Source organism: Bacillus sp. S2(2024) (assembly GCF_050474045.1).
Classification (GTDB): Bacteria; Bacillota; Bacilli; order Bacillales; family Bacillaceae_G; genus Bacillus_A; species Bacillus_A yunxiaonensis.
Genome location: NZ_JBFLUS010000003.1, coordinates 2,675,325 through 2,696,847, shown reverse-complemented (window position 1 = coordinate 2,696,847; position 21,523 = coordinate 2,675,325). Strand labels below are relative to the sequence as shown.

The following is a 21,523-nucleotide window of genomic DNA, read 5'->3' as shown; positions in this document are numbered from 1 at the left end:
GGGTGTGTGATCGGTATGGAAAAGAAAGATTTGTTTAAATGGAAACACTATCAGCCTGATCTTATTTTATTAACAGTAAGATTGTACCTACGGTACAATCTAAGTTTTCATGATTTGGTGGAAATGATGGCGGAACGGGGCATAACCGTTGCTCATACAACGATTATGCGTTGGGTTCATCAGTATAGTCCTGAATTAGACAAGCGACTTCGTCGGCATCTAAAACGTACAAATGATTCATGGAGAGTGGATGAAACGTATATCAAAGTAAAAGGTCAATGGATGTATTTATATCGCGCAGTGGATTCTGAAGGAAACACCATTGACTTTTGCCTAAGCAAAACAAGAGACCAAAAGGCTGCAAAGCGATTTGGTCTTACCCCTGTCAAGTGGACAGATTCAAAAAAGACTATGCAATCAGTGTGTTCCGATATTCGATTGGAGCACACTGATTCAGTTTTTTCTGAAATCGTTCATGATTATAGAACCAAATATAATCCTCAATGGCTCGATAGAGATCGTTTTCTGTTTTACATCCAGAAAAATACATATTCTCTGTTTTGACATGTGAAAAGAAGGATTCAATGCATGCATTATCTAGACAGTTTCCCTTGCGAGAATGACTACCTATTATCCCGAATGTTTTAATTTGATCATTGTATGTTTTAGATGTATACTGGAAACCCTGATCTGAATGAAGGATTGCTCCTTGTACTTCTCTTGTTGTAGCCAGTTTTTTGACAGTATCACTCACCAGTTTCAAATCATTTCGTTTGGATAGCTCCCACGCGACGATTTCATTATTAAAAAGATCTTGGATGGCAGACAGGTAATAGAAACGATCTCCAAGATCTAGATAGGTTATATCTGTAACATAAAGACGGTTCGGTTTATTCGTTTTAAATACACGATTGAGTCGATTCGGTTGTATGATAGAGGCCTTCCGCCCAAAGAAACGGCGTTTCTTTCGAATTACAGACCGAATATTCAGCTCTTTCATTAACCTATACACACGTTTATGATTCACATGAAACCCTTCTTTTTTCAGTGCTATTTGCAAGCGGGGACATCCATAAAAAGGACGTGTATGATGGATAGCCATTAAATGTTTCTTCAAGAGTTGTTCATATTGGTACCTTTTTCTTCGAACTTTCTCCGTTTCTCTCCATTTATAGTAGCCAGATCGGGAAACACCCGCAATCGTTACGAGCCAGGTAATAGGATAATTCTTGTGTAATTCGTGAATGATTTCAAAACGTTTTACTTTTGGAACCCATCCTTCCCATGTAGATTTGGATACTGCTTTTTTAAGTATTCAACCTGCGCTTTTAAATAATCTCTTTCTTTCTCGATACTTTTAAATGTTGTTTTAGATAAGCGATGAAAGGGATTGAGTTCTCTTGATTCTCCCCCTCGTTGATCAGCCAAAGGCTCACCCTGCTTATGCTTCTTTACCCAATCTTTCAATTGAGTAGGACTTCTAAGCCCTAGTTCATTTGCCAGAATCTGATAACTCTTTTCTCCATTTACATACAGCATGACTGCCTTACGTTTGAATTCTTCTGTATACGGTTGAAATGTTTGTCCTTTTTTAGCCAAAGAAAATCCCCTCCAAATAGAGTGTAACACTTACTTATCAAAAACAGTCTTTTTACACTGTCTACTCAAAAGGGATAATACCAATTCTTCAAGAAAGCTTTGCAGTCTTTTCATATCTCTGAGCCTCGTGTCGTGACGGTCGATAAGAATCCAGCCTATCCTATAGCAGTTGAAGAATTGAGAAAAGAAAAAAAGATGCCATTAGGCATCCAACTAAGGCAAGTGAAATATCTCAATAACATAGTGGAACAAGATCATCGGTTTATTAAAAAGCGAGTTCGTTCGATGTTAGGATTGAAATCCTTTCGCACAGCTACATACATTATTTCTGGAATAGAAGCTATGCATATGGTAAAAGAAGGGCAACTTGTTTTACTGGATAAGTCTGTCCAAAATCAAGTGAATTTCATTCATCAACTATTTGGAATTTCTGCTTAAGACTAGATTCCACTAGGAAACTTTTGCTTCTTTATATCTTTCCTAAGTATTTGCACCAGAATCGCCGACAGCTACTAAAATAATATCTTTCTTGAAGTGTTTTCCTTAAAAATATCTCATGTCTGATTCCCCTAGATCCTGTTTTCTAGAGTGTAGCTTTATGTGGAAATTTTGCAACAGAACCAAATAAACCCTGATGGGTTTTGTCTTTTTTCAATTAAACCGCTTGCTCTTTTTCAATTTTAAGATAAGCAGAAGTAACAGCGGTTGTAAACCAAATAAAAAAAACGCAAAGTTGCCCATCACATCCCCGAATTTAAATAGGTCATTAGTATTTTTCGGAATCATAGAAATGATGTAAATAACCGGGAGTAAGCCAAATATAAATGGATGAATGTTCTTTTGAAAAAGTTGCGCCAGTCCCAAAGAAGCAGCATAATAACCAATGCTAAAGCAAGTAAACATTTTCATAATCCATATTGCGAGCAAAAAAGACTCAAATCGTTCAAATAACAAACCAGGTATTTCAAAACTTCGCATGAGGTCAACCGTCGGCCATGTTCTTGTTATCACTCCATCGATGGAAAACACACCGATGACTATTATAACAGTTATCAAGTAAACGATCAGTGAGATAGAAATTCCAACTAGAACAGCTTTTACTGCTTTATTTGGCTGTTTCATAAACGCCATTATAATCAACATGCTTTCAAAACCTGTATATGAGAGAGCGGTTGTTTTGATTCCTTTTAGTACTGGTATGATTCCCAATCCCAGTACCGGGCGGAGATTATCTATCTCAAATATTTTGAGACTCATAAAAGCAACCAACAAAAAAAATCCAATCGCAATGGGGAGGATAATTTCAAGCAAGCGTGCAATGGGATTTATGCCACCCATGATTAGATAGAGACTCACCCACATAAATGGCATCACGATGGCCCAAGACGGGGTGTCTTCCAATAAAAAGAAACTGGTTATTTCTGCTAATGAACGGGTATGAAACCCACTCATCATTACAAAATAACATACAAGGATTAAACTTAGTAACCCGCCCATCCATTTCCCTACAATTTCTTGGCTGTATTGATAAAAGGTTTTTCCAGGAAACTGTTGACCTAATTTGATCATAATAAAGCCTAGTATCATCGCGATTAGCCCACCTAAAATTACAGCTAACCAGATATCTGGTGTTTTCACTTTCTCTGTAGATGCTCGTGGCAAGGTTAAAATCCCCGTTCCAAGTGTATAATTGGTAACGATAACAGCTGTTTGAATTGTTGTAATACGATCTTTTGGGTTCGTAATCATCGTGGATCACTTCCTTATCCATAATTCAAGCTTACTATTTTTAGAAGGTTCATTATTCCATGTTTTTTCATATAAATGGAACTATTTTATATTTCCAAAAAAGAACAAAATTATGCATATTGTATTCATGTGGAGTTTACATAACAGGGGTCACCATACATGCTCATCAGCTTAAGAAATAAGGCGTTCCCCAAAACAAAAAAATGAGCTGATTAGACGATATGAAATCCTTTATAGAAGAAGCACTGGATAGAAAACGTCTTGGAGAAGAGTTTCCATTTGTTATTTTACTTCGTGAGAATAATGGGGTCCCGCCAACCAAATGACATAAAATCCACGTTAAGACATTTTTGGGAAGTGAAAACCTTGATTTTTGTACGCTAAGGATTGTAACTAAAATGAACGTTTTTGTTACAACATAGGTTTTAATAAGGGTTAGCCTTCATTTAGCCAATTTAGTTGTAACAAAATAGTGTATCAAAAATAATTTGTAACATTATTAATCGTAATCCTTTTTGTTACGCAAGGAACGCTTTTATATTAAGCTTTCTTTTCCTTAGCGTGGGTTTTATGTTAGTACGTTGGCTGTACCCCATAATGAGCATCTAATAGGATGTTTTTGCTCATCCCCCTCGAAAAAGGGGAATAAGGGAAAAGTACACTCTATTATGTTTCAAGTGAATATTCTCGTACCAACCTGGTTAGAATATCAACTTCATTGATGTTCTTAATAATTGCGTCCAAATCTCTATCTTTATGCTGGGAATACGGTCAAATATGACTAGCAAAATGATTCTCTTGGAATAATGTAAATTGGTTTTGGCGTATATAAAAATGGAAGTTTAGTTTCAAAAGAATTGCTTGCAGTGGGAAGGATTGGAGAAAACTTCAGATTTTATACTTCTCCAACCAGTGGATGCTATTATTTAGGCGCGCTTTGTGAAGGTAGAAACGATAAAAGGTGTCAGGGGGGCGCAAGTTACTATTAGTAATCATGATTGGCGTAATCAAATAAGACACTTTATAAATACATTAAGAGTTTAAGAAAGAAGGAATAATCATATGAATACATTTAATCTTTCTAATGATGGATCTATTCAAACAAATTTGAAAGGGAAAAATCTTCTTGCTCAACCTTACTTAAATAAAGGATTAGCATTTACAAAACAAGAACGTAAAGATCTTGGCTTAGAAGGGATATTACCTCCAACAGTTTTAACGTTAGAAGAACAAGTTAAACGTGCTTATCTACAATTTAAAGGACAACCTAATAACTTACGGAAAAATATTTGGTTAAACGATTTATCTAATCGTAATACCGTATTATTCTATCGATTACTAACAGATCATCTTAGTGAAATGTTACCTATCATTTACACTCCGACTGTTGGACAGGCCATTCAAGAGTATAGTCATGAATATCATCGTCCAGACGGTGTTTATCTTTCTATTAATGATATAGATGGAATTGAAAAGGCATTTGCAAATAGTGGAGTTAAAGCAGAGGATATTGATTTAATTGTAGCTACAGATTCTGAAAGTATTCTGGGTATTGGAGATTGGGGAGCAAATGGAATTAATATTTCTGTTGGTAAATTGGCTGTTTACACGGCAGCTGCAGGTATCGATCCCAGTCGTGTGTTATCTGTTGTATTAGATGTAGGGACAAACAACGAAGAATTGTTACAAGATCCTCTTTATATTGGAAATCGACATGAACGTGTTCGAGGCGAAAAATACGATAAATTTATTGATGCATATGTTGAAAAAGTATTAGAAATGTTTCCAAATGCTTTATTACATTGGGAAGACTTCGGTAATGTCAATGCGCGCAACATTATTGAGAAATACGGAAATAAGGTTTTAACATTTAATGATGACATTGAAGGTACTGGAGCTATTACGTTAGCAGCTATTCTTTCTGCTGTTCAAGTTACTGACGTCCCATTACGAGAACATCGAGTAGTGGTATTTGGACCAGGAGCTGCAGGGATTGGTAACGCTGATCAAATTCATGATGCGATGGTGTTCGATGGTCTTCCGACAGAAGAAGCATATAGTAGATTTTGGGCCGTTGATTACCGAGGCCTTTTAACAGACGATATGGATGATATTTTAAACTTCCAAAAACCTTACTTACAAAAAGCGGAAGAAGTAAAAGATTGGGCACGTGATGAATCCGGTAAAATAACTCTTCTGGAAGTGATTAAACAAGCAAAACCTACTATTTTGATTGGAACATCAGGTGTAACGGGAGCCTTTTCAGAAGAAATCGTAAAAGAAATGGTCAAACATGTGAAACGCCCAGTCATTATGCCAATGTCAAACCCAACGCCATTAGCAGAGGCAACTCCGCAAGATTTACTTACTTGGACAGATGGAAAAGCATTAATTGCAACAGGAAGTCCATTTGAACCCATTTCTTATAAAGGTACAGTATACGAAATTGGTCAATCTAACAATGCATTTGTATTCCCCGGTTTAGGACTTGGTTCGATTGTCGTAAAAGCGAAAGTAATTACAAATGGTATGTTTACTGCTGCTGCAAATGCTGTAGCTAATATGACTAATAGTCGTAAAACTGGTGCTTCATTGCTTCCAAGTACAAAGGACTTGCGTTCTGTTTCTATAGCAGTAGCAATTAAAGTTGCAAAAGCAGCTATTCAAGATGGCGTGGCTCAACACGTTCCAGAAAATGTTGAACAAGCTGTAAAAGATGCCCTGTGGCATCCAACTTATAAATCAATCAAAGCTAGTGAAAATTAGGGGATAGCTATTTAATGGGAATTGTTCACTTTGAAGTTAAATCGTAATTTAAGATATATGTGCTTAGATCGAAGTGAAGTATGGAGGATTTTAAAATGGGAACTAGTCAAATCTTTATTATTCTAACACCTATTTTCTTTACCATCCTATTAGGATATTTAGCTGGATATTTTAAAAAATTTGATGCGGCGACATCAAAAGGATTAAATACATTAGTAACTAAATTTGCATTACCAGCCCATCTATTTGTGGCGATTACAACAACCCCTAAGCAAACATTAATTGAAGAATGGTCATTTTTACTTGCCTTAGTTATTGGTATTGTAGGTTTTTATATTGTTTTCCTGTTAATTGCTAAATACCTATTTAAATTTTCATTAACAGGAGCATCAATGTTTTCTTTAAACTCAACCCAACCAACTTTTGCATTTATGGGAATTCCAGTTTTAGGAAGTTTATTTGGAGCAAGTGTGGTCGCGGTTCCAATTGCCATTACAGGAATCGTTGTGAATGCCATGCTAGATCCATTAGCTACTATTATTGGTACAATAGGTCAACATCAGAATAAAGAGACCAGTGAGAAAGAAAGTCTTTTTAAAGTAACTATTAAGTCAATTTTACATGGTCTTTCAGAGCCGTTAGCCTGTGTTCCTTTAGTTGGGGTTGTTCTTGTGCTATTCGGGTTCCAATCACCACATTTATTAGTGACGAGTTTAGAGCAAATTGGTGGTATTACATCGGGTGCAGCGTTATTTGCTGTTGGGGTTACAATCGGAATTCGTAAAGTTCAATTTAGCCCAACTGCATTGGGGATTGCAATACTTAAAGTGATTGTTCAACCACTTGTCATGCTTGGAATTGCGCTTGCAATAGGATTATCTTCAGGTGACGTAACAAAGTTAGTTTTATTAGTAGCATTCCCAGGATCTGCAGTAGCTGCTATGATTTCTGCGAAATTTGACAGTCTAGCAGGTGAGACAGCCTCTGCTTTTGTTATTAGTGCGCTTATGTCTCTCGTCACCCTTCCCTTTTTGATTTCTTGGTTGATGTAAATAAGTTACTGTCAATCAATTGAGATTGTAAATTCCTTCTAAGCAACGACTTTAGATTGAATGACAGATATGAGATTATACGAGGCGTAGAAAAACGCCGGTGACCTTAAGTAGGTGACCGGCGTTTCCATATTAGCGTTTCGGCATTTTGCTCTCATCCATGTACAGCAGGTTCCAGCGGTGACCGTCCAGGTCAGCAAATCCTGCGCCGTACATCCAGCCATCAATTTCACTCGGCTTGCCAAAGATGTTTCCTCCGGCAAACTCTACTTTTTGAATAAATGCATCTACTTCTTCTCTGCTTTCAGCGCCAATGGAAAATATTACTTCTGCGCTATGGGAAGTATCTGCGGTTTTTGAACCTGTAAATTTCTCAAATGCCGCATCCGGGAACAGTAGAATCGTTGTTTGTCCTATGGCAAGCTTGGCTCTTTCGTTACCAACGCTCGCCGCATGGAATCCAATCTCATTGAAAAAGGCAGTTGACCTCTCAACATCTTTGACCGGCAGGTTAATCCAAATCTCCTGTGACATGGCTGTAGCCTCCTGGAATATATTTTCAACTACTCCTACTATACTATACTTCTGGCAACAGAAGCGAATCTTATAAAAGAAACCTCGTCAAGAAAATGAGCTTAGCGTTGTAAATCCACATTTTCCTTACGGGGCCTCAGGTAGGGGAATTACCCCCTATTTTATTTATAAAGTGCATTAGAATGAATAGTAATTGTATAATTTTTATATAATAAATATGAATAATCCCGAAGAAATGTATAACAAAAGTTATACTCTATACTTCTCCTTCCTACTAAAAAAGTTGTTCCTTGATGAAAAATGAGCACTATCCATCATGGAGATTTCAATTATTTCCTTCTTTAAATGTATTCATATATGTCTTAACAGCTTGAAATAAAAATTCTTCTTGCCCTAAACCTGCAGCCGTCGCCATTTTAATGACTTGTTTTTTAAATTCATGTTCTGCATGGAAAGTTAATGGCTCTGATATTTCAACATATAGAAACAATGGCAGTTGAATTTGCAATAATAAAGCAAGAATTACAAGATATAAAAGCTCAAAATGAGCACTTAAAAGAAATAATTCATAATCAGGCAAAAAACAAGCTCAAATAGAACATGAACGTTTGACAAAGAAAGTAAGCGTGATGAACAACTTATGTCACTTATTCGTGATATGCAGGAAACAAAGAAAATCATTGCGGCCACAGAACAACAAAAGAACAGCATATTTGGCTGGTTTCGGCGCAAAAAATAAGGCATGCATGGAGATATCATGCATGCCTCGATCCCAGAGGGTACATTATTACTTTATTCAGGATCAAAATTACATTTCGCACATTTAAAGTATACTATAGCATGAGTTAATTTCCAATGTTTCCCTTTTGTTTTTATGCAAGATTTTATACAATTTCGGATTGGGAAATAAATGGTAAGGATACTAAAATCCTTGTTGTTTCTGTATTGCACAAAAACATGTACAACCTGAAATTTTATGGACTGTATAAATTATAGGAATAATGCGGGTTTGGGAAGTAGGAGAACTACTGATAATGGTATGTCATGTTAATCGTATATGTATAGAATATTCATTATTCTTCTTTCCCTTTTTCCTGTGGGAAATTAATCTAAATATTTGATTTTTTTTGTATGTTGCTTTATAATTAGACTAAGTGTAATTCCTCTATACGTAACTGGCGAAGCGTGGAGTACCACGAGGAAGCGTATAGTTCATATAGTCGTACGCCTGGGCAAAAGTATTTGATTGTAAGTAACTTAACAATCAAATACTTTTTTGTTTTTGAGAATGATTAAAAACAAAAATAGGAGATGAAGTAAAGTATGTATAATACTAAAAATGCAATCATCGGATTTATTGGTACAGGTGTTATGGGAAAAAGTATGGCTACCCACCTTATAAAGGCAGGATATACAGTTTTAGTTTATAATCGAACTCCTGCCCGTTCTCAAGAGTTAATAGAAAATGGTGCCATTTGGAAAGAAACTGTAGCTGAAATTGCTGCTCAAGCGAATATTATTATTACAATGGTGGGTTACCCGAAAGATGTAGAGGGAATTTATTTCGGGGAAAAAGGGATTTTACACCACGCTAAACCAGGTACATATGTTATCGATATGACTACATCAAGTCCTATTTTAGCGCAAAACATTTACGAAATAGCCCGTGGGAAGGGAATTTATACATTAGATGCCCCTGTGTCAGGGGGAGATATTGGGGCCAAAAAAGCAACTTTAGCCATTATGGTAGGAGGAGAACAACAAGATTTTGATGCAATGAAACCTATATTTGAGCTAATGGGAACTAATATTATCCTACAAGGAAAAGCTGGGGCAGGACAACATACGAAAATGTGTAATCAAATTGCTATTGCTTCAAATATGATAGGGGTTTGTGAAGCAATGGTGTACGCTAAGCAAGCAGGTCTTGATCCAAAAGATGTATTAAGAAGTATTGAAACAGGAGCAGCAGGAAGTTGGTCTCTTAGTAATCTAGCTCCTCGGATGATTAATGGAGATTTTGAACCAGGATTTTATATTAAACATTTTATAAAGGATATGAGAATTGCTCTTGAATCAGCAAAAGAAATGGGATTATCAACACCAGGATTACAATTAGCTAAATCATTATATGATGAGCTCGCTGACAAAGGAGCAGAAGATAATGGAACCCAAGCATTATACAAACTATTAAATAAACAACCTTTACATAAATCTTAGTAACTCTAATATAAAATTTATTTACTAGAAAAGAAAATACTCCAAGCAAGTGGTTCCTTATATGATGATAATACTGGGTAGGATGGCACGAGTGGCTATCAAGGTATCTGGCGTAGGTGGGGCCGATACTAGGGACAGGGGAGAAATATTGTTTTTTTACTATTATAAAACTCTATATATTATAAAGAAAAGTGGAAAAGGAACTGACTTATGAAGTGAACCCCAAAAGTTAGACACATATTTTTAAGCAGCTTGCGAGGTATGAATTCTGTATTGTACAGGACTCATACCTTTTAATTTTGTTTTGATTCGATTGTTATTGTAGTAATGAATATATTGTTCTAATTCCAACGTAAAATGCTCCATGCTTTCAAACTCTTGTAAATAAAGTAATTCAGACTTTAATAAGCCAAAGAAGTTTTCAATGACTGCGTTATCTAAACAGATTCCCCGGTGGTCGATAACACTCAGCTATATTAAAGTGATGAAAGGTCATGACGGTTTATATCGAGAGAGTAGAGAATCGGCAATTTCGTGGTAAATAAATTTTTGTTCGAATGTTATTCAGGTCAATCGGATTCCTTCAAATGCATTCATTACCAAATGATGCACATAGGAATCATCCAACTTTTCGCCAGTTACGAGCAAACGATAGAAAATCGGCCCGTAAATGAGAACGATGCTTATTTCAATATCGAGAGTTTCTTTCAATTCTCCTCTTTGAATTCCCTTCTCCAGAAGATGCTTAGCTTGGAGTCGCCGGGGCTGAAAATATCGGGTACGATATTCCTTAGCCAATTTTGAATCAAACTGCCCTTCGCCTATTAACTCCGTAATAAAGAAATAACGCAATTGAGATGTCTATATATTACCAATTAATTTATTAGGATTCCATACGTCTCATGTTGAGAAATAAATTATAAGTGGTTTGATAAAACTAAAATGAATTATTGACATAATATTTTGACGATCATATAATAAATCTCGAATTAGAAGTATTTTACAAAGGATTGGTGATTATGAGTGTGATTAATAATGATGAGAATTTATCTTTAAAGTTATTTGTTATATTATCACGAGCAGTACAGTCAATCACAAAGCGTATTGAAGAAGATATAAAAAGTTATGGACTTAATCCAACTGAATTTGCAGTTCTTGAGTTACTATACAATAAAGGCGATCAGCCTATACAAAAAATTGGAGACAAAATATTACTTGCAAGTAGCAGTATCACGTATGTAGTTGATAAGTTGGAAAAGAAGAGGTTCTTAATACGAAAACCATGTCCTAAAGACCGCCGTGTCACGTATGCGTCAATTACTTCAGAAGGTATTGAATTGATGGATACTATTTTCCCTCAGCATAAAGAGGGGATTCGGCAAATATTTGGTGGTTTGGACTCTGGTGAGAAAAAAGTGATAATCGAACAGTTGAAAAAATTAGGATATTATGCGCAAGAACTATAAATTTTCAAACATATATCTCGAATTAGTAATATCTTAATTAAATATAAATTAAATAAAAGTAAATAAACAGGAGGGGAGAAATCAATAAATGTAGTACATTTATTGGTATCCAAAATAAAGAAATCATGGGATTACAATTAGTATAAGCAGGGAAGATAGTTGTTATACCAACGCATACATAGTGTTCTTTTAAGTGTGAATCTTTCATAAAGCTGAAAGTGGGTGCCAAGAATGGAATTACGTCATTTAGAGTATTTTATTCAAGTTTGTAATAATGGTAGTTTTACTAAAGCTGCGGAAGTTCTAGGTATTTCACAGCCGACTTTAAGTCAACAAATACGTGTGTTAGAAGGTGAACTTGATACACCTTTATTTCATCGAGTTGGAAGAGGCATCAAAATTACAGAAGCAGGTAAGTTACTATTTGATAAAGGTAAATTTATCATGCAGCTATTTGATGAGGTTCATAATGAGATCTTTGAATTAAAGGGTGTGAAAAGAGGTGTGATTACTATAGGAGGGTTATTAGAGGACCTCACCTATTTAACACCTTATATAATGCAATTTCAACAGCATTATCCCAACATCTTAGTAAAAATTATAGAATCAGAAGTTGCTGTAAATCAAATCGTTGAAAAAAATATTGATATAGGGATCACACGTAATTTTCAAACTTCAGACACATTAACAAGTACTCTTTTGTATAGCGAAGAGCTCGTCCTTGTGATTCCAAAAAATCATCCTTTGAATGAAAAATTATTTGTTTCTTTTCAAGAATTAGTAGGGCTAAGTAGAATAATGGTTTCAAGCAGTTGTCGTGAATCAATTAAGATATATTGTGAAAATTTAGGGTTATCTTTATCTGAGGCAAATATAGAAACAAAATCTTCTATTTCTCTATTGAGTCTTGTATGCAATGGACATGGGGTTGCCATAATACCACTCTCACTGGTTGATTATGTTAATAATGATTCCTTGAGCATAGTTCGTATTGTTGATCCAACACCAAGTCAAGATATTAATCTTATTCACTTTGATGATAAATTTTTAAGTTTTGCAGCACGTATCTTTATGCAGAAGTTAAATGATCCTGAAAAAGCATCAGTATAATAGAAACAATAATGATTCTAGTGCAAGAATTTAAAGAAAATTGAAAATGGTCTATAAATCTTGGAATAAGACCTATATTAAAGTCAAAGGGCAGTGGATGTATATGTATGGTGCAGTCGGTTCAAAAGGGAATACCATTGATTTTTATTTAAGGAAAAATGGAAAAATCAAATCAGCCAAGTATCTTTTCATATGCGCCTGTTCCTCATTTTATCATATCTGGCGAGAAGACCCCCACCTCAAGCGCGAAACGATAGGTGGAGGGAGTTCAATAAGAGCTGAGTCCTTCCAATGTTAAGGTTCAAGTCTTTTGACACGGCTACATCTATTATTTTGAGATTAGCAGTCATGCAAATGATCAAAAAAGAACAGATTAATTTACGGCATCAGTCTGTTCAAAACTAGAAAGAATTCATCCATCGATTGTTTGGACCTACAGCATAAAATAGAATTCCGATAGAAATATATAAGCTATATTCTCTTTTATTGTATCTTTGCACCAGAACCCATATTACCATTACTATTTGGGTCCGTCCTCGGCCCCAAACCCTTATTGTAGAAAGAAAACCACCGGCATTAGACCGGTGGTTCTGACTTAGAAAGCAAAGCAAGTACAACCAATACCCCATTTAGTTCCATCTTTTCCTATTACGGTATGAGTGTGTTGATGGAGAGGGTTACTGCAACTATGTAATTTGTGATCATGGGTATCGTGAGAAAGTATATTGTGGGCTAGGTTAGCACCACCATAACCATAAACTCCCGTTGGTGCCCAATCAGGTGATGCTGGCGGCAATTCAGGTGACAAATTTTTAAATTCATCATTTCCATAAACAACCTGCCCACCCATAATGGTGAGTAATGATTCAAGGTCTTTGATTTCTTCTTCCGGCACAGTAAAGTAGTCAGCAGACAATACAGCAATATCAGCAAACTGACCTACTGCAAGGGTTCCCTTTTTACCTTCATCACCAGAGAACCACGCACTTCCCTTGGAATATAGTTCCAGGGCTGTTTTTCTATCAAGTTTATTTTTTTCATCGTATATCGAAAGACCACCAATGGTTTTTCCGGCAACCATCCAGTAAAGAGCAACCCAAGGGTTATAGCTGGAAACCCTGGTTGCATCACTACCTGCGCCAACAGGTATACCCAGGTCTAGCATACGATAGATCGGAGGAGTGCGCTTTGCAGCTTCTTTTCCGTATAAATCAACAAAGTATTCACCTTGGAAAGCCATGCGATCTTGGATGGCGATACCGCCATTTAAAGCCTTAACACGTTCCATACTACGATCTGAGATTGTTTCTGCATGATCAAACCACCAGCGTAGACCATTAAAAGGAATTTCTCTGTTGACTTCCTCAAAAACATTTAAGAAACGTGTTATTGACTCGTCATAAGTTGCATGTAAACGGAATGGCCAACGGTTTTCCACCAATAGAGAAATTACTTTCTTTAAGTCAGCTTCCATCACCGTAGCTAGTTCGGGCCGCGGCATTTGAAATTTTTCAAAATCGGCTGCCGAGAATACTAACATTTCTCCGGCACCATTCATTTTATACTTATCATTTCCTTGACCTGGAGAAACAATTTTTGCCCATGAAGCAAAGTCTTCATATTCATGATTTGGATTTTGCGTAAATAGATTATACGCAATACGCAAAGTTAATTGTTCCTTCTCGGCTAAATGTTCAACAACTTTGTAATCATCAGGATAATTTTGGAACCCACCACCTGCGTCAATAGCACTTGTAATACCTAATCTATTTAATTCGCGCATAAAATGGCGAGTTGAGTTAATCTGGTCGTCAAAATTAAGTACTGGAGCCTTACCCAAACTTGAATAAAGAATAGAAGCGTTAGGATTGGCAATTAAAAGACCCGTTGGATTACCTCGTTTATCCCGCTCAATTAAACAGCCTGGAGGGTCTGGGGTATTTTTTGTGTATCCCAGTGCACGCAGCCCAGCACGATTTACAAGTGCTCTATCGTAAAGATGTAGCACAAAGACAGGTGTGTCTTCAGAAACAGCATTAATCTCTTCCAAAGTTGGCATACGTCTCTCTTTAAATTGAAATTCAGACCAACCTCCAACTACTCTTACCCACTGAGGAGCAGGTGTACGCCTTGCCTGCTCTCTGAGCATTTCCAGAGCAATAGCAAGTGATGGAACACCTTCCCAGCGCAATTCCATATTATAATGAAGACCTCCACGAATAACGTGTATATGAGAGTCATTCAAGCCCAGAATAGCTCTCTTTCTTTTAAGGTCTATTTTTTTGGTTTTTTCTGTGGCACTATTAAGAAGTTCATCTCCACCTACTGCAGTGACTAAACCATCAGTTATGGCGATAGCCGATACCTCAGGTTGAGATGGGTCAAGGGTAGTGATTTTTCCGTTATATAAGATCATATCCGGTAAATTCATGTTTACACCTCATCTACTTCCTATTATTCTGTAACCATGGATGAAATGCTTTACCGAGAATCGGCATGATTACCCATGATAGTAAGGACACTATACATACAGAAACAAAAAAAGCTGACATAATAGGATTCATATTTTTTATAATAGGTCCTATCACTTTAGGAACCAACATGCTAAGAGGCCATACACCCAGAAGGGTAACAATAGACATTTTCCATTTTGGCGGTGGAACTGGTGTTTTCGGAGTAACAAACCAATAAGCCAAACTGCTTTCAGTTTTGTAAGTTGGGTTAGTAGCTTGAAATTGTTCTGCCTTTTTTAACAAATCTCGACGAATATCTGATTCTTGCCAAGCACGTAGATGTTCATAAGTATCAAAGCGAAAAATAACAGTATACTCCCTGGATCCGTTATTGGGGACTATTAGATTTACGCCTAAATGCCCTGGAAATTTAGTAGCGGCAGCTTCGATTTCATGTCTCCATGTTTCAAACTGTTTTTCTCTACCTTCTTGAATTTTCCATGTAACAATCGTTGTTACTGCACCGCCAGCATCCATCGTGTTCCCTGTATGAGTTTCTCCGACAGTTACTCTTTCTTGTTTCATATTTTCCTGCTTGGAAGCGCGCCATGTACCATAGTATATGCGTATTCCACGCCTTGACCATAAGCGCCAGTGTGTTCTTTTACAATTTCCATAACAGCATCATAAGTGTCTTTGCGTGCCCAATCACGTTGGTATTCAAGTAAAACTTGAATTGCTGTCACTGGAATTGCTCCAGCTTGTTCTACACGACGCATAGCAGCATTATGTGCTGTCAAACTAGTACCACCTGAAGCATCATCAACTGCATAAACTTCATAGCCAGCTTTAATTGCTTCAAGTACAGGGAATGCAAGGCAAACTTCAGTCCAAAGTGCTGCAAATATCAATTTCTTTCTACCTGTTGCTTTAACTGCCTCAACAAATTTTGAATCTTCCCAAGAGTTCATTGAACTACGTTCTATAATTTCATGGTTTGGGAATATGTCAAGAATTTGTGGCCAAAAATAACCAGAAAAGCTACGTGTTTCAACTGTAGTAAGAATAGTAGGTACGTTAAAAGCTTTTGCTGATTTAGCAAGCAGCATAACGTTATTAATCAATGTTTGTCTGTCAATGCTTGCAACTCCAAAAGTCATTTGAGGCTGAAAATCGATCAAAACTAATGCACTGTTTTCCGGAGTTAACAATTCTAAATTACTCATGATAAAACTCTCCTTTTTTAAAATTGTTTCAAATAAAGTTTTTTGAAACAATTATATTTTCTATTAGTTTCAGCTGTAATCGTAAAAATAAAAGCTTTGCTATACTTCTTAATTTAAAAAGGAGCGCTGATTTAGCCAGCGCTAAATTTATGCTATCCACTTTTTAAAAAAGTGATTTATAGCTATTTCTTAGGAATAAATTTATGCATTTTGTTTACTAAGATCTCGCTGAGCTCCCATATAGCTTCCAATTATATTTTGATAACCTGGAAGATTACTAGCAAGCAAATTGCCAAAACCTTCGACATCGTTGCGCCAATCGCGTTGTAATTCGCACGCTACGCTAAACCAGTTCATAAGTTGCACGCCACTATGTGCCATACGCGTATTGGCAGCATCTGCAACTTGCTTGCTGAAAGTTCCTGAAGCATCAGTAACAGCAAATACTTCATACCCAGCTTTTATAGCGGAAAGTGCCGGGAAAGCAACGCAAACATCCGTAACTACGCCCGCGATGATAAGTTGTTTTTTTCCAGTTTCTTCGATTGCTTTTACAAAATCATCATTATCCCATGCGTTAATTTGTCCAGGTCGAGCTATTTTTGGTGCGTGAGGAAATAGATCAACCAGTTCTTGCATTAAAGGTCCGTTAGGTCCGTGTTCAAAGCTTGTAGTTAAAATAACTGGTAAATCAAAAAACTTAGCAGTGTGAGCCAGAGCTAAAACATTGTTCTTGAATTCATCAACACCATAGTCACGTACTAGTCCGGACATAAGGCCAGTTTGATGATCCACTAAAAGAACGACAGCATCATCTTTGTTAATACGAGAATAGAGATCAGACATTATGTATTCCTCCTAAAAATTAAGTAATCGAAGAAAGTTTAAACAATGGAATATTATCATAAATTTCTTCGTTTGTTACGATTAGTTTATAACTAAACTGACCGTTAATATTAGTTATAGCATCATTCACAGAACATGAAGCGCTATACAAATTTATAGTATTTGAAAACCAATTCATTAATCAATTCTAAATTACCTATAATTTCTATAGATGGTAACTATAATTATTTTCACCATAAAATTGATTGGTTTTACCTATACATTCTATAGATAGAACAATATTGATAGTCACCTATTTTTGTTATTAGAATTGAATATGAGGAATCCTCAGCAATTATTTCATGATGAAAAAAGGTATTAGATGGGGAATTGTTACAAAAACAGAAAATGAATTCATCGGAACAATAGAGTTTCATGCTTAGAGTCCACAACATAAACGTGCATAAATAGGTTACGAGATTCATCCGGATTATTGAAGAAAAGGATATATATTAGAATATTTTTTGGAGGTAGAAGAATGGCAAAAATTACTGTAGGAACCGAAAATCAAACACCCATTGAGCTATATTATGAGGATCATGGTACAGGGAAGCCAGTAGTATTAATTCACGGTTGGCCATTAAGTGGTCGATCTTGGGAATACCAAGTTCCTGCTCTCGTTGAGGCTGGATACAGGGTCATAACTTATGACCGTCGAGGGTTCGGGAAATCTTCTCAGCCATGGAACGGTTATGACTATGATACGTTTGCTACTGATTTACATCTGTTACTAGACCATATGGATCTCCAAGATGTCACACTGGTCGGATTTTCAATGGGTGGTGGAGAAGTAGCTCGCTATATCGGAAACTATGGAACAAATAGAGTAGAGAAGGCTGTATTTGCAGGAGCTGTACCACCATTTCTTTACAAGTCAGCAGATCATCCTGAGGGAGTATTAGATGATGCAGCAATTCAAGGATTTGAAAATGGAGTAAAAAGTGATCGTCTAGCATTTCTTGATGAGTTTACGAGAGGGTTTTTTGCTGCTGGAGATCGAACTGACTTAGTCAGTGAACCATTCCGACTTTACAATAGGGATATTGCAGCGGGTGCATCGCCTAAAGGAACACTAGATTGTATCGCTGCTTTCAGCAAAACGGACTTCAGAGGGGATTTAGCCAAGTTTAATATACCTACTCTTGTTATTCATGGTGATTCAGATGCAACTGTTCCATTTGAATATAGTGGGAAGCTAACACATGAAGCAATTCCTAATTCTAAGGTAGCTTTAATAAAGGGTGGTCTACACGGGTTAAATGCAACACATGCCAAAGAATTTAATGAAGCACTGCTATCATTTTTAAAGGACTGATTACAAATGAATAGTTGTTAACTGATAGAAGAGAGGCATTTTACCTTTTCTGAAAAGGTTGTTGGTAAGCGATTAGTTACACTCTTAAATATCAACTTTTATCATACATAAAGAAAAAACCGAAATCACAGATAGATTTCGGTTTATCATTTTTATAAACGGTTGAACTTTGTTTTAAATCCACAAATTATTTTGCTTGTATCTATCCTCTTCTTTTATTCTTATATAATGTATAACATTATATATTTGTTCTTGTTGAAACCAAGATTGATTCAAATTTCTTGGATCTAAATAAAAGTATCGTTTCTGTTTTCTTTTCTTATTTATCCCGCTACTTTTGGGCAGTAATAATTACACCTCAAGATTAAGAGAAGACGAGGAAGATAGCTAGGGGATAGCCCAATTGATGAGAGTTTTCCATCAGTGAATGATGAAGAACTTCCCACTAATAGTTAGTTTCGCTTTATTTCATTTTTGTTTCAGAAATGATAGGTAACCGAATATCTACAGTTGTTCCCTTGTTTAACTTACTTGTAATTTGTAACTTTCCGTTATGCTCTTCAATTATTTTATAACACATCATCAAACCTAATCCAGTTCCTTTTTCTTTTAAACTATAGAAAGGTTCACCTAAACGTGAGATACGATCTTGTGGAATGCCGCAGCCTTCATCTGTAATGCTGATTAAGATAGAATGTTTTTCTATCTGCATTGTTTGAATGAAAATATTTCCGCCTTGTGGCATTGCTTCTATCGCATTTTTTAAGATATTGATAAATACTTGTTTCAGTTGATTTCCATCACAATGAATTGTTGGTAAAACAGAGCCGTAATCCATATTGATATGTGTATTATGCATGATTGCTGTTGGTAAAATAAATGTTACTACTTCTTCAATTAACGTTTGAATTTGACAGGACTTTATAGATATAGCTTGTGGCTTGGACATTGCCATAAATTGATTTGTAATCGATTCCATTTGAGTAATTTCATTTAACATGACATCAACATACCATTTGTTTTTTTCAATAATATCGGGTTCTAACAATTTCAAAAATCCTTTTAAAGAAGTTAATGGATTTCGTATTTCATGAGCAATTCCAGCTGTTAGTTGCCCAACAACTGCTAGTTTCTCAGATTTTCTCAATAGTTCTTCTGTTTTCTTCAAATCTGTAACATCCTGTCCCATAATGACGATTCCTTTTCGGGACCCATCAGGATGAAAAAGAGGTACTTTTATAATATCGAGAATAAGAGGAGTGGAACTAGAATGCATAATAATTTCTTCACCACGTATGCTCTCTTTTTTCTCCCATGCAAATTCATCAGATTTTTCACAGTATAAGAAGGAGTTACGATATAGTTTATTATATTGGATTAACTCACTATCTTTTTTGCCGCGATATGGCACATTTTCAAAATTTAAACTAGAAATGGCATAATCATTTGCTTCAAGCCATCTTCCTTCTTCATCTTTCAAAAGGATAAATGCTGGCATTGCATTTATAAGAGTCCGTAAACGTTTTTCATTCTCTTTTAATGCGTGTTCCATTTTTTTACGCTCTGTAATATCTCTTAAACTACTTACAAACGCTACTACTTCTCCGAATGTATTTACAATAGGAGAGATAAAATTACTTACATTAATTAAATTCCCGTTTTTGTGCTTTCTAAGTGTTTCTTGCGATGTGAAAAGTTTGTTATTAGCAAGTTCTTGATAGATTTTGTTGTATTTCTCTTTTGAAAAATCTGGGATAGTAGGTATTGTTTTTCCGAGCATTTCTTGTTCAGTCCAGCCAAAAAGATTTTTAAAAGCTTTATTTGCTTTCATTACCCGAAGTTTTAAATCAAGAACAACAATGGCATCTACTGTATTTTTTAGAAGTGAGTCCAGCTGTTGCTTTGTTAATATAACGTCTTCTTTTAGTTGTTTTATCTTCATGATATCTTTCATTATTATATATGTTCCGATTATTTTATGATCAGCAACAATTGGAGAACTTTTTAAAATCACTTCGACAGGATAACCATTTTTATGTATCATAGATAATTTATAATCTTGATGTTTTTCATTCATTATATGTTTTAAGATTTGTAAATTTTGTTCTGTATGTTGTGGAGTAATGAAAGAATAGATTGCCATCTTTTCAAATTCTTTAGCTGTATATCCTAGCATTCTTTCTGCTGCAGGGTTGACACATAATATATTACCTTGTAAATCGACAGATAAGATACCATCAGGATTATGTTTGAAAAGAGATGTGCAATGCTCGGTTGCATTTATACATTCTGTCATTTTATTTTTTGTAATAATAGAGCGTCTTTTTGGATGTATACTTTTTTTAAAAGACGTAAATCGTTTCCGTCGCATTCATTATTCCCCCGGATAAATATTCTGTATATATATGATGATTTTAGATAGCTGATTTACTGTTTTATATGTTTTGTTTTAAATATTTAATATTCCTAATGTTATATCCTTTAAGAGTATAGACATGCTAAGTATGAATAGTCAATTTCAATTGTATATTTCTAAATTATAAGTTTTATTTTCTGAAAACGGTTAGTAAGTCTTTCTTTTTAAGATTTTGAGAAAACGAAGATGATAGGAAAGGAATAATTATCTGTAATCGTTCTATTGATAGGTTCACTTCATAATTGAAAATATCAGATGTTCTTTCGTTTTTCTTATACATCTTCATAATAAGTATATAAGTTATTTATAAAATACCTTTTGATATAATAAGGATAGTAAAGGGAGGGAATATTATGACGTTTAAGATTCAAGGGATTGATCATGTACAATTAGCAGCACCAGCAGGATGTGAAGAAAAAGCGCGCGCGTTTTATGGAGACATACTTGGATTAGAAGAAATTCCAAAACCTGAAGAGTTAAGAAAGCGAGGAGGCTGTTGGTTTCGATGCGGAAATCAAGAGATTCACATTGGAGTAGAACAAAATTTTTCTCCTGCCCAAAAAGCTCATCCTGCTTTTTATGTTCAGCACATTGAACATTTTCAAGAGGATTTAACGCAAAAAGGGGTTTCCGTTATAGTCGATGCAGCACGCCCTGATGTTACAAGATTTTATGTATCAGATCCATTTGGAAACCGTATTGAATTTATGGAACGAAAAGCGCTGTAAAAAA

14 protein-coding genes, 10 pseudogenes and 1 riboswitch are annotated in these 21,523 nt (G+C 35.7%); of the genes and pseudogenes, 12 read left to right on the top strand and 12 right to left on the bottom strand.

Translation table 11 applies throughout. The annotated features are described in order from the left end of the window. Positions 1-15 precede the first annotated feature (15 nt). Positions 16-372, top strand: a pseudogene (locus AB1284_RS13555) (IS6 family transposase); the annotation flags it as partial. Between the two features lie 37 nt (positions 373-409). On the opposite strand, the gene AB1284_RS13550 reads toward AB1284_RS13555, so the two are convergent. After that, positions 410-1,599 (bottom strand): IS3 family transposase gene (locus AB1284_RS13550; protein ID WP_429748714.1). Its coding sequence is split into 2 segments (ribosomal slippage): positions 410-1,299 and positions 1,299-1,599, totalling 1,191 coding nucleotides; the frame shifts between segments, so codons are not numbered across the junction. An 84-nt stretch (positions 1,600-1,683) separates the two neighbouring features. On the opposite strand from AB1284_RS13550, the pseudogene AB1284_RS13545 reads away from it, so the two are divergent. Further along, positions 1,684-2,037 (top strand): annotated as a pseudogene (locus tag AB1284_RS13545) (DDE-type integrase/transposase/recombinase); the annotation flags it as partial. 213 nt (positions 2,038-2,250) lie between these two features. Here the strand turns inward: AB1284_RS13545 and AB1284_RS13540 are convergent. After that, the gene (locus AB1284_RS13540) at positions 2,251-3,348 is read right to left on the bottom strand and encodes a spore germination protein (protein WP_429748716.1); all 1,098 of its coding nucleotides are present in this window, start codon (positions 3,346-3,348) and stop codon (positions 2,251-2,253) included. Positions 3,349-4,410: 1,062 nt separating this feature from the next. Between AB1284_RS13540 and AB1284_RS13535 the strand changes: the two genes are divergently transcribed. After that, a complete protein-coding gene (locus tag AB1284_RS13535; protein WP_429748717.1) occupies positions 4,411-6,114 on the top strand; it encodes an NAD-dependent malic enzyme in 1,704 nt (567 codons plus the stop codon). 95 nt (positions 6,115-6,209) lie between these two features. Beyond that, complete coding sequence (locus tag AB1284_RS13530) at positions 6,210-7,166, top strand: AEC family transporter (protein WP_429748719.1); 957 nt, start codon at positions 6,210-6,212, stop codon at positions 7,164-7,166. A 132-nt stretch (positions 7,167-7,298) separates the two neighbouring features. On the opposite strand, the gene AB1284_RS13525 is transcribed toward AB1284_RS13530, so the two are convergent. Further along, positions 7,299-7,700, bottom strand: coding sequence for a VOC family protein (locus tag AB1284_RS13525; protein ID WP_429748720.1), 402 nt, complete (start codon positions 7,698-7,700; stop codon positions 7,299-7,301). Positions 7,701-8,025: 325 nt separating this feature from the next. After that, positions 8,026-8,166 (bottom strand): annotated as a pseudogene (locus AB1284_RS13520) (helix-turn-helix domain-containing protein); the annotation flags it as partial. Positions 8,167-8,325: 159 nt separating this feature from the next. Between AB1284_RS13520 and AB1284_RS13515 the strand changes: the two are divergent. Further along, a pseudogene (locus AB1284_RS13515) lies at positions 8,326-8,439 on the top strand (DUF3967 domain-containing protein); the annotation flags it as partial. Between the two features lie 422 nt (positions 8,440-8,861). After that, positions 8,862-8,941, top strand: a riboswitch (ZMP/ZTP riboswitch). A gap of 82 nt (positions 8,942-9,023) precedes the next feature. Further along, positions 9,024-9,920, top strand: coding sequence for an NAD(P)-dependent oxidoreductase (locus AB1284_RS13510; RefSeq protein WP_429748721.1), 897 nt, complete (start codon positions 9,024-9,026; stop codon positions 9,918-9,920). A gap of 243 nt (positions 9,921-10,163) precedes the next feature. On the opposite strand, the pseudogene AB1284_RS13505 reads toward AB1284_RS13510, so the two are convergent. Continuing rightward, positions 10,164-10,370: pseudogene (locus AB1284_RS13505) on the bottom strand (IS3 family transposase); the annotation flags it as partial. Positions 10,371-10,484: 114 nt separating this feature from the next. After that, positions 10,485-10,757: pseudogene (locus AB1284_RS13500) on the bottom strand (TetR-like C-terminal domain-containing protein); the annotation flags it as partial. A gap of 182 nt (positions 10,758-10,939) precedes the next feature. Between AB1284_RS13500 and AB1284_RS13495 the strand changes: the two are divergent. The 4 genes and pseudogenes from AB1284_RS13495 to AB1284_RS13480 form a co-directional block, all read left to right on the top strand. Beyond that, a complete protein-coding gene (locus tag AB1284_RS13495) occupies positions 10,940-11,386 on the top strand; it encodes a MarR family winged helix-turn-helix transcriptional regulator (RefSeq protein ID WP_429748723.1) in 447 nt (148 codons plus the stop codon). Positions 11,387-11,617: 231 nt separating this feature from the next. Continuing rightward, positions 11,618-12,496 (top strand): LysR family transcriptional regulator, encoded by an 879-nt coding sequence (locus AB1284_RS13490; RefSeq protein ID WP_429748724.1) that lies wholly within the window; start codon positions 11,618-11,620, stop codon positions 12,494-12,496. 58 nt (positions 12,497-12,554) lie between these two features. Further along, a pseudogene (locus AB1284_RS13485) lies at positions 12,555-12,654 on the top strand (DDE-type integrase/transposase/recombinase); the annotation flags it as partial. 124 nt (positions 12,655-12,778) lie between these two features. After that, positions 12,779-12,901, top strand: a pseudogene (locus AB1284_RS13480) (IS6 family transposase); the annotation flags it as partial. Positions 12,902-13,091: 190 nt separating this feature from the next. Here AB1284_RS13480 and AB1284_RS13475 read toward each other — a convergent pair. The 4 genes from AB1284_RS13475 to ycaC all read right to left on the bottom strand — a co-directional run bounded on the left by AB1284_RS13475 (position 13,092) and on the right by ycaC (position 17,021). Continuing rightward, positions 13,092-14,927 (bottom strand): amidohydrolase, encoded by a 1,836-nt coding sequence (locus AB1284_RS13475; RefSeq protein ID WP_429748725.1) that lies wholly within the window; start codon positions 14,925-14,927, stop codon positions 13,092-13,094. 13 nt (positions 14,928-14,940) lie between these two features. Next, entirely contained in the window at positions 14,941-15,534 is a 594-nt protein-coding gene (locus tag AB1284_RS13470) for an antibiotic biosynthesis monooxygenase (RefSeq protein WP_429748727.1), read from the bottom strand. Next, positions 15,531-16,175 carry a hydrolase gene (locus AB1284_RS13465; protein WP_429748729.1) on the bottom strand — a complete coding sequence of 215 codons (645 nt, stop codon included), beginning with the start codon at positions 16,173-16,175 and terminating at the stop codon, positions 15,531-15,533. Before AB1284_RS13465 ends, AB1284_RS13470 begins: the two co-directional genes overlap by 4 nt. Positions 16,176-16,376: 201 nt before the next feature. Then, positions 16,377-17,021, bottom strand: coding sequence for an isochorismate family cysteine hydrolase YcaC (ycaC, locus tag AB1284_RS13460; protein WP_017151637.1), 645 nt, complete (start codon positions 17,019-17,021; stop codon positions 16,377-16,379). A gap of 517 nt (positions 17,022-17,538) precedes the next feature. On the opposite strand from ycaC, the gene AB1284_RS13455 reads away from it, so the two are divergent. Next, complete coding sequence (locus AB1284_RS13455) at positions 17,539-18,375, top strand: alpha/beta fold hydrolase (RefSeq protein WP_429748731.1); 837 nt, start codon at positions 17,539-17,541, stop codon at positions 18,373-18,375. 463 nt (positions 18,376-18,838) lie between these two features. Here AB1284_RS13455 and AB1284_RS13450 read toward each other — a convergent pair. After that, positions 18,839-20,263, bottom strand: a pseudogene (locus AB1284_RS13450) (PAS domain-containing sensor histidine kinase); the annotation flags it as partial. A gap of 42 nt (positions 20,264-20,305) precedes the next feature. Continuing rightward, a pseudogene (locus AB1284_RS13445) lies at positions 20,306-20,671 on the bottom strand (PAS domain S-box protein); the annotation flags it as partial. Positions 20,672-21,144: 473 nt separating this feature from the next. Between AB1284_RS13445 and AB1284_RS13440 the strand changes: the two are divergent. After that, positions 21,145-21,519 carry a VOC family protein gene (locus AB1284_RS13440; RefSeq protein ID WP_429748733.1) on the top strand — a complete coding sequence of 125 codons (375 nt, stop codon included), beginning with the start codon at positions 21,145-21,147 and terminating at the stop codon, positions 21,517-21,519. Positions 21,520-21,523 lie beyond the last annotated feature (4 nt).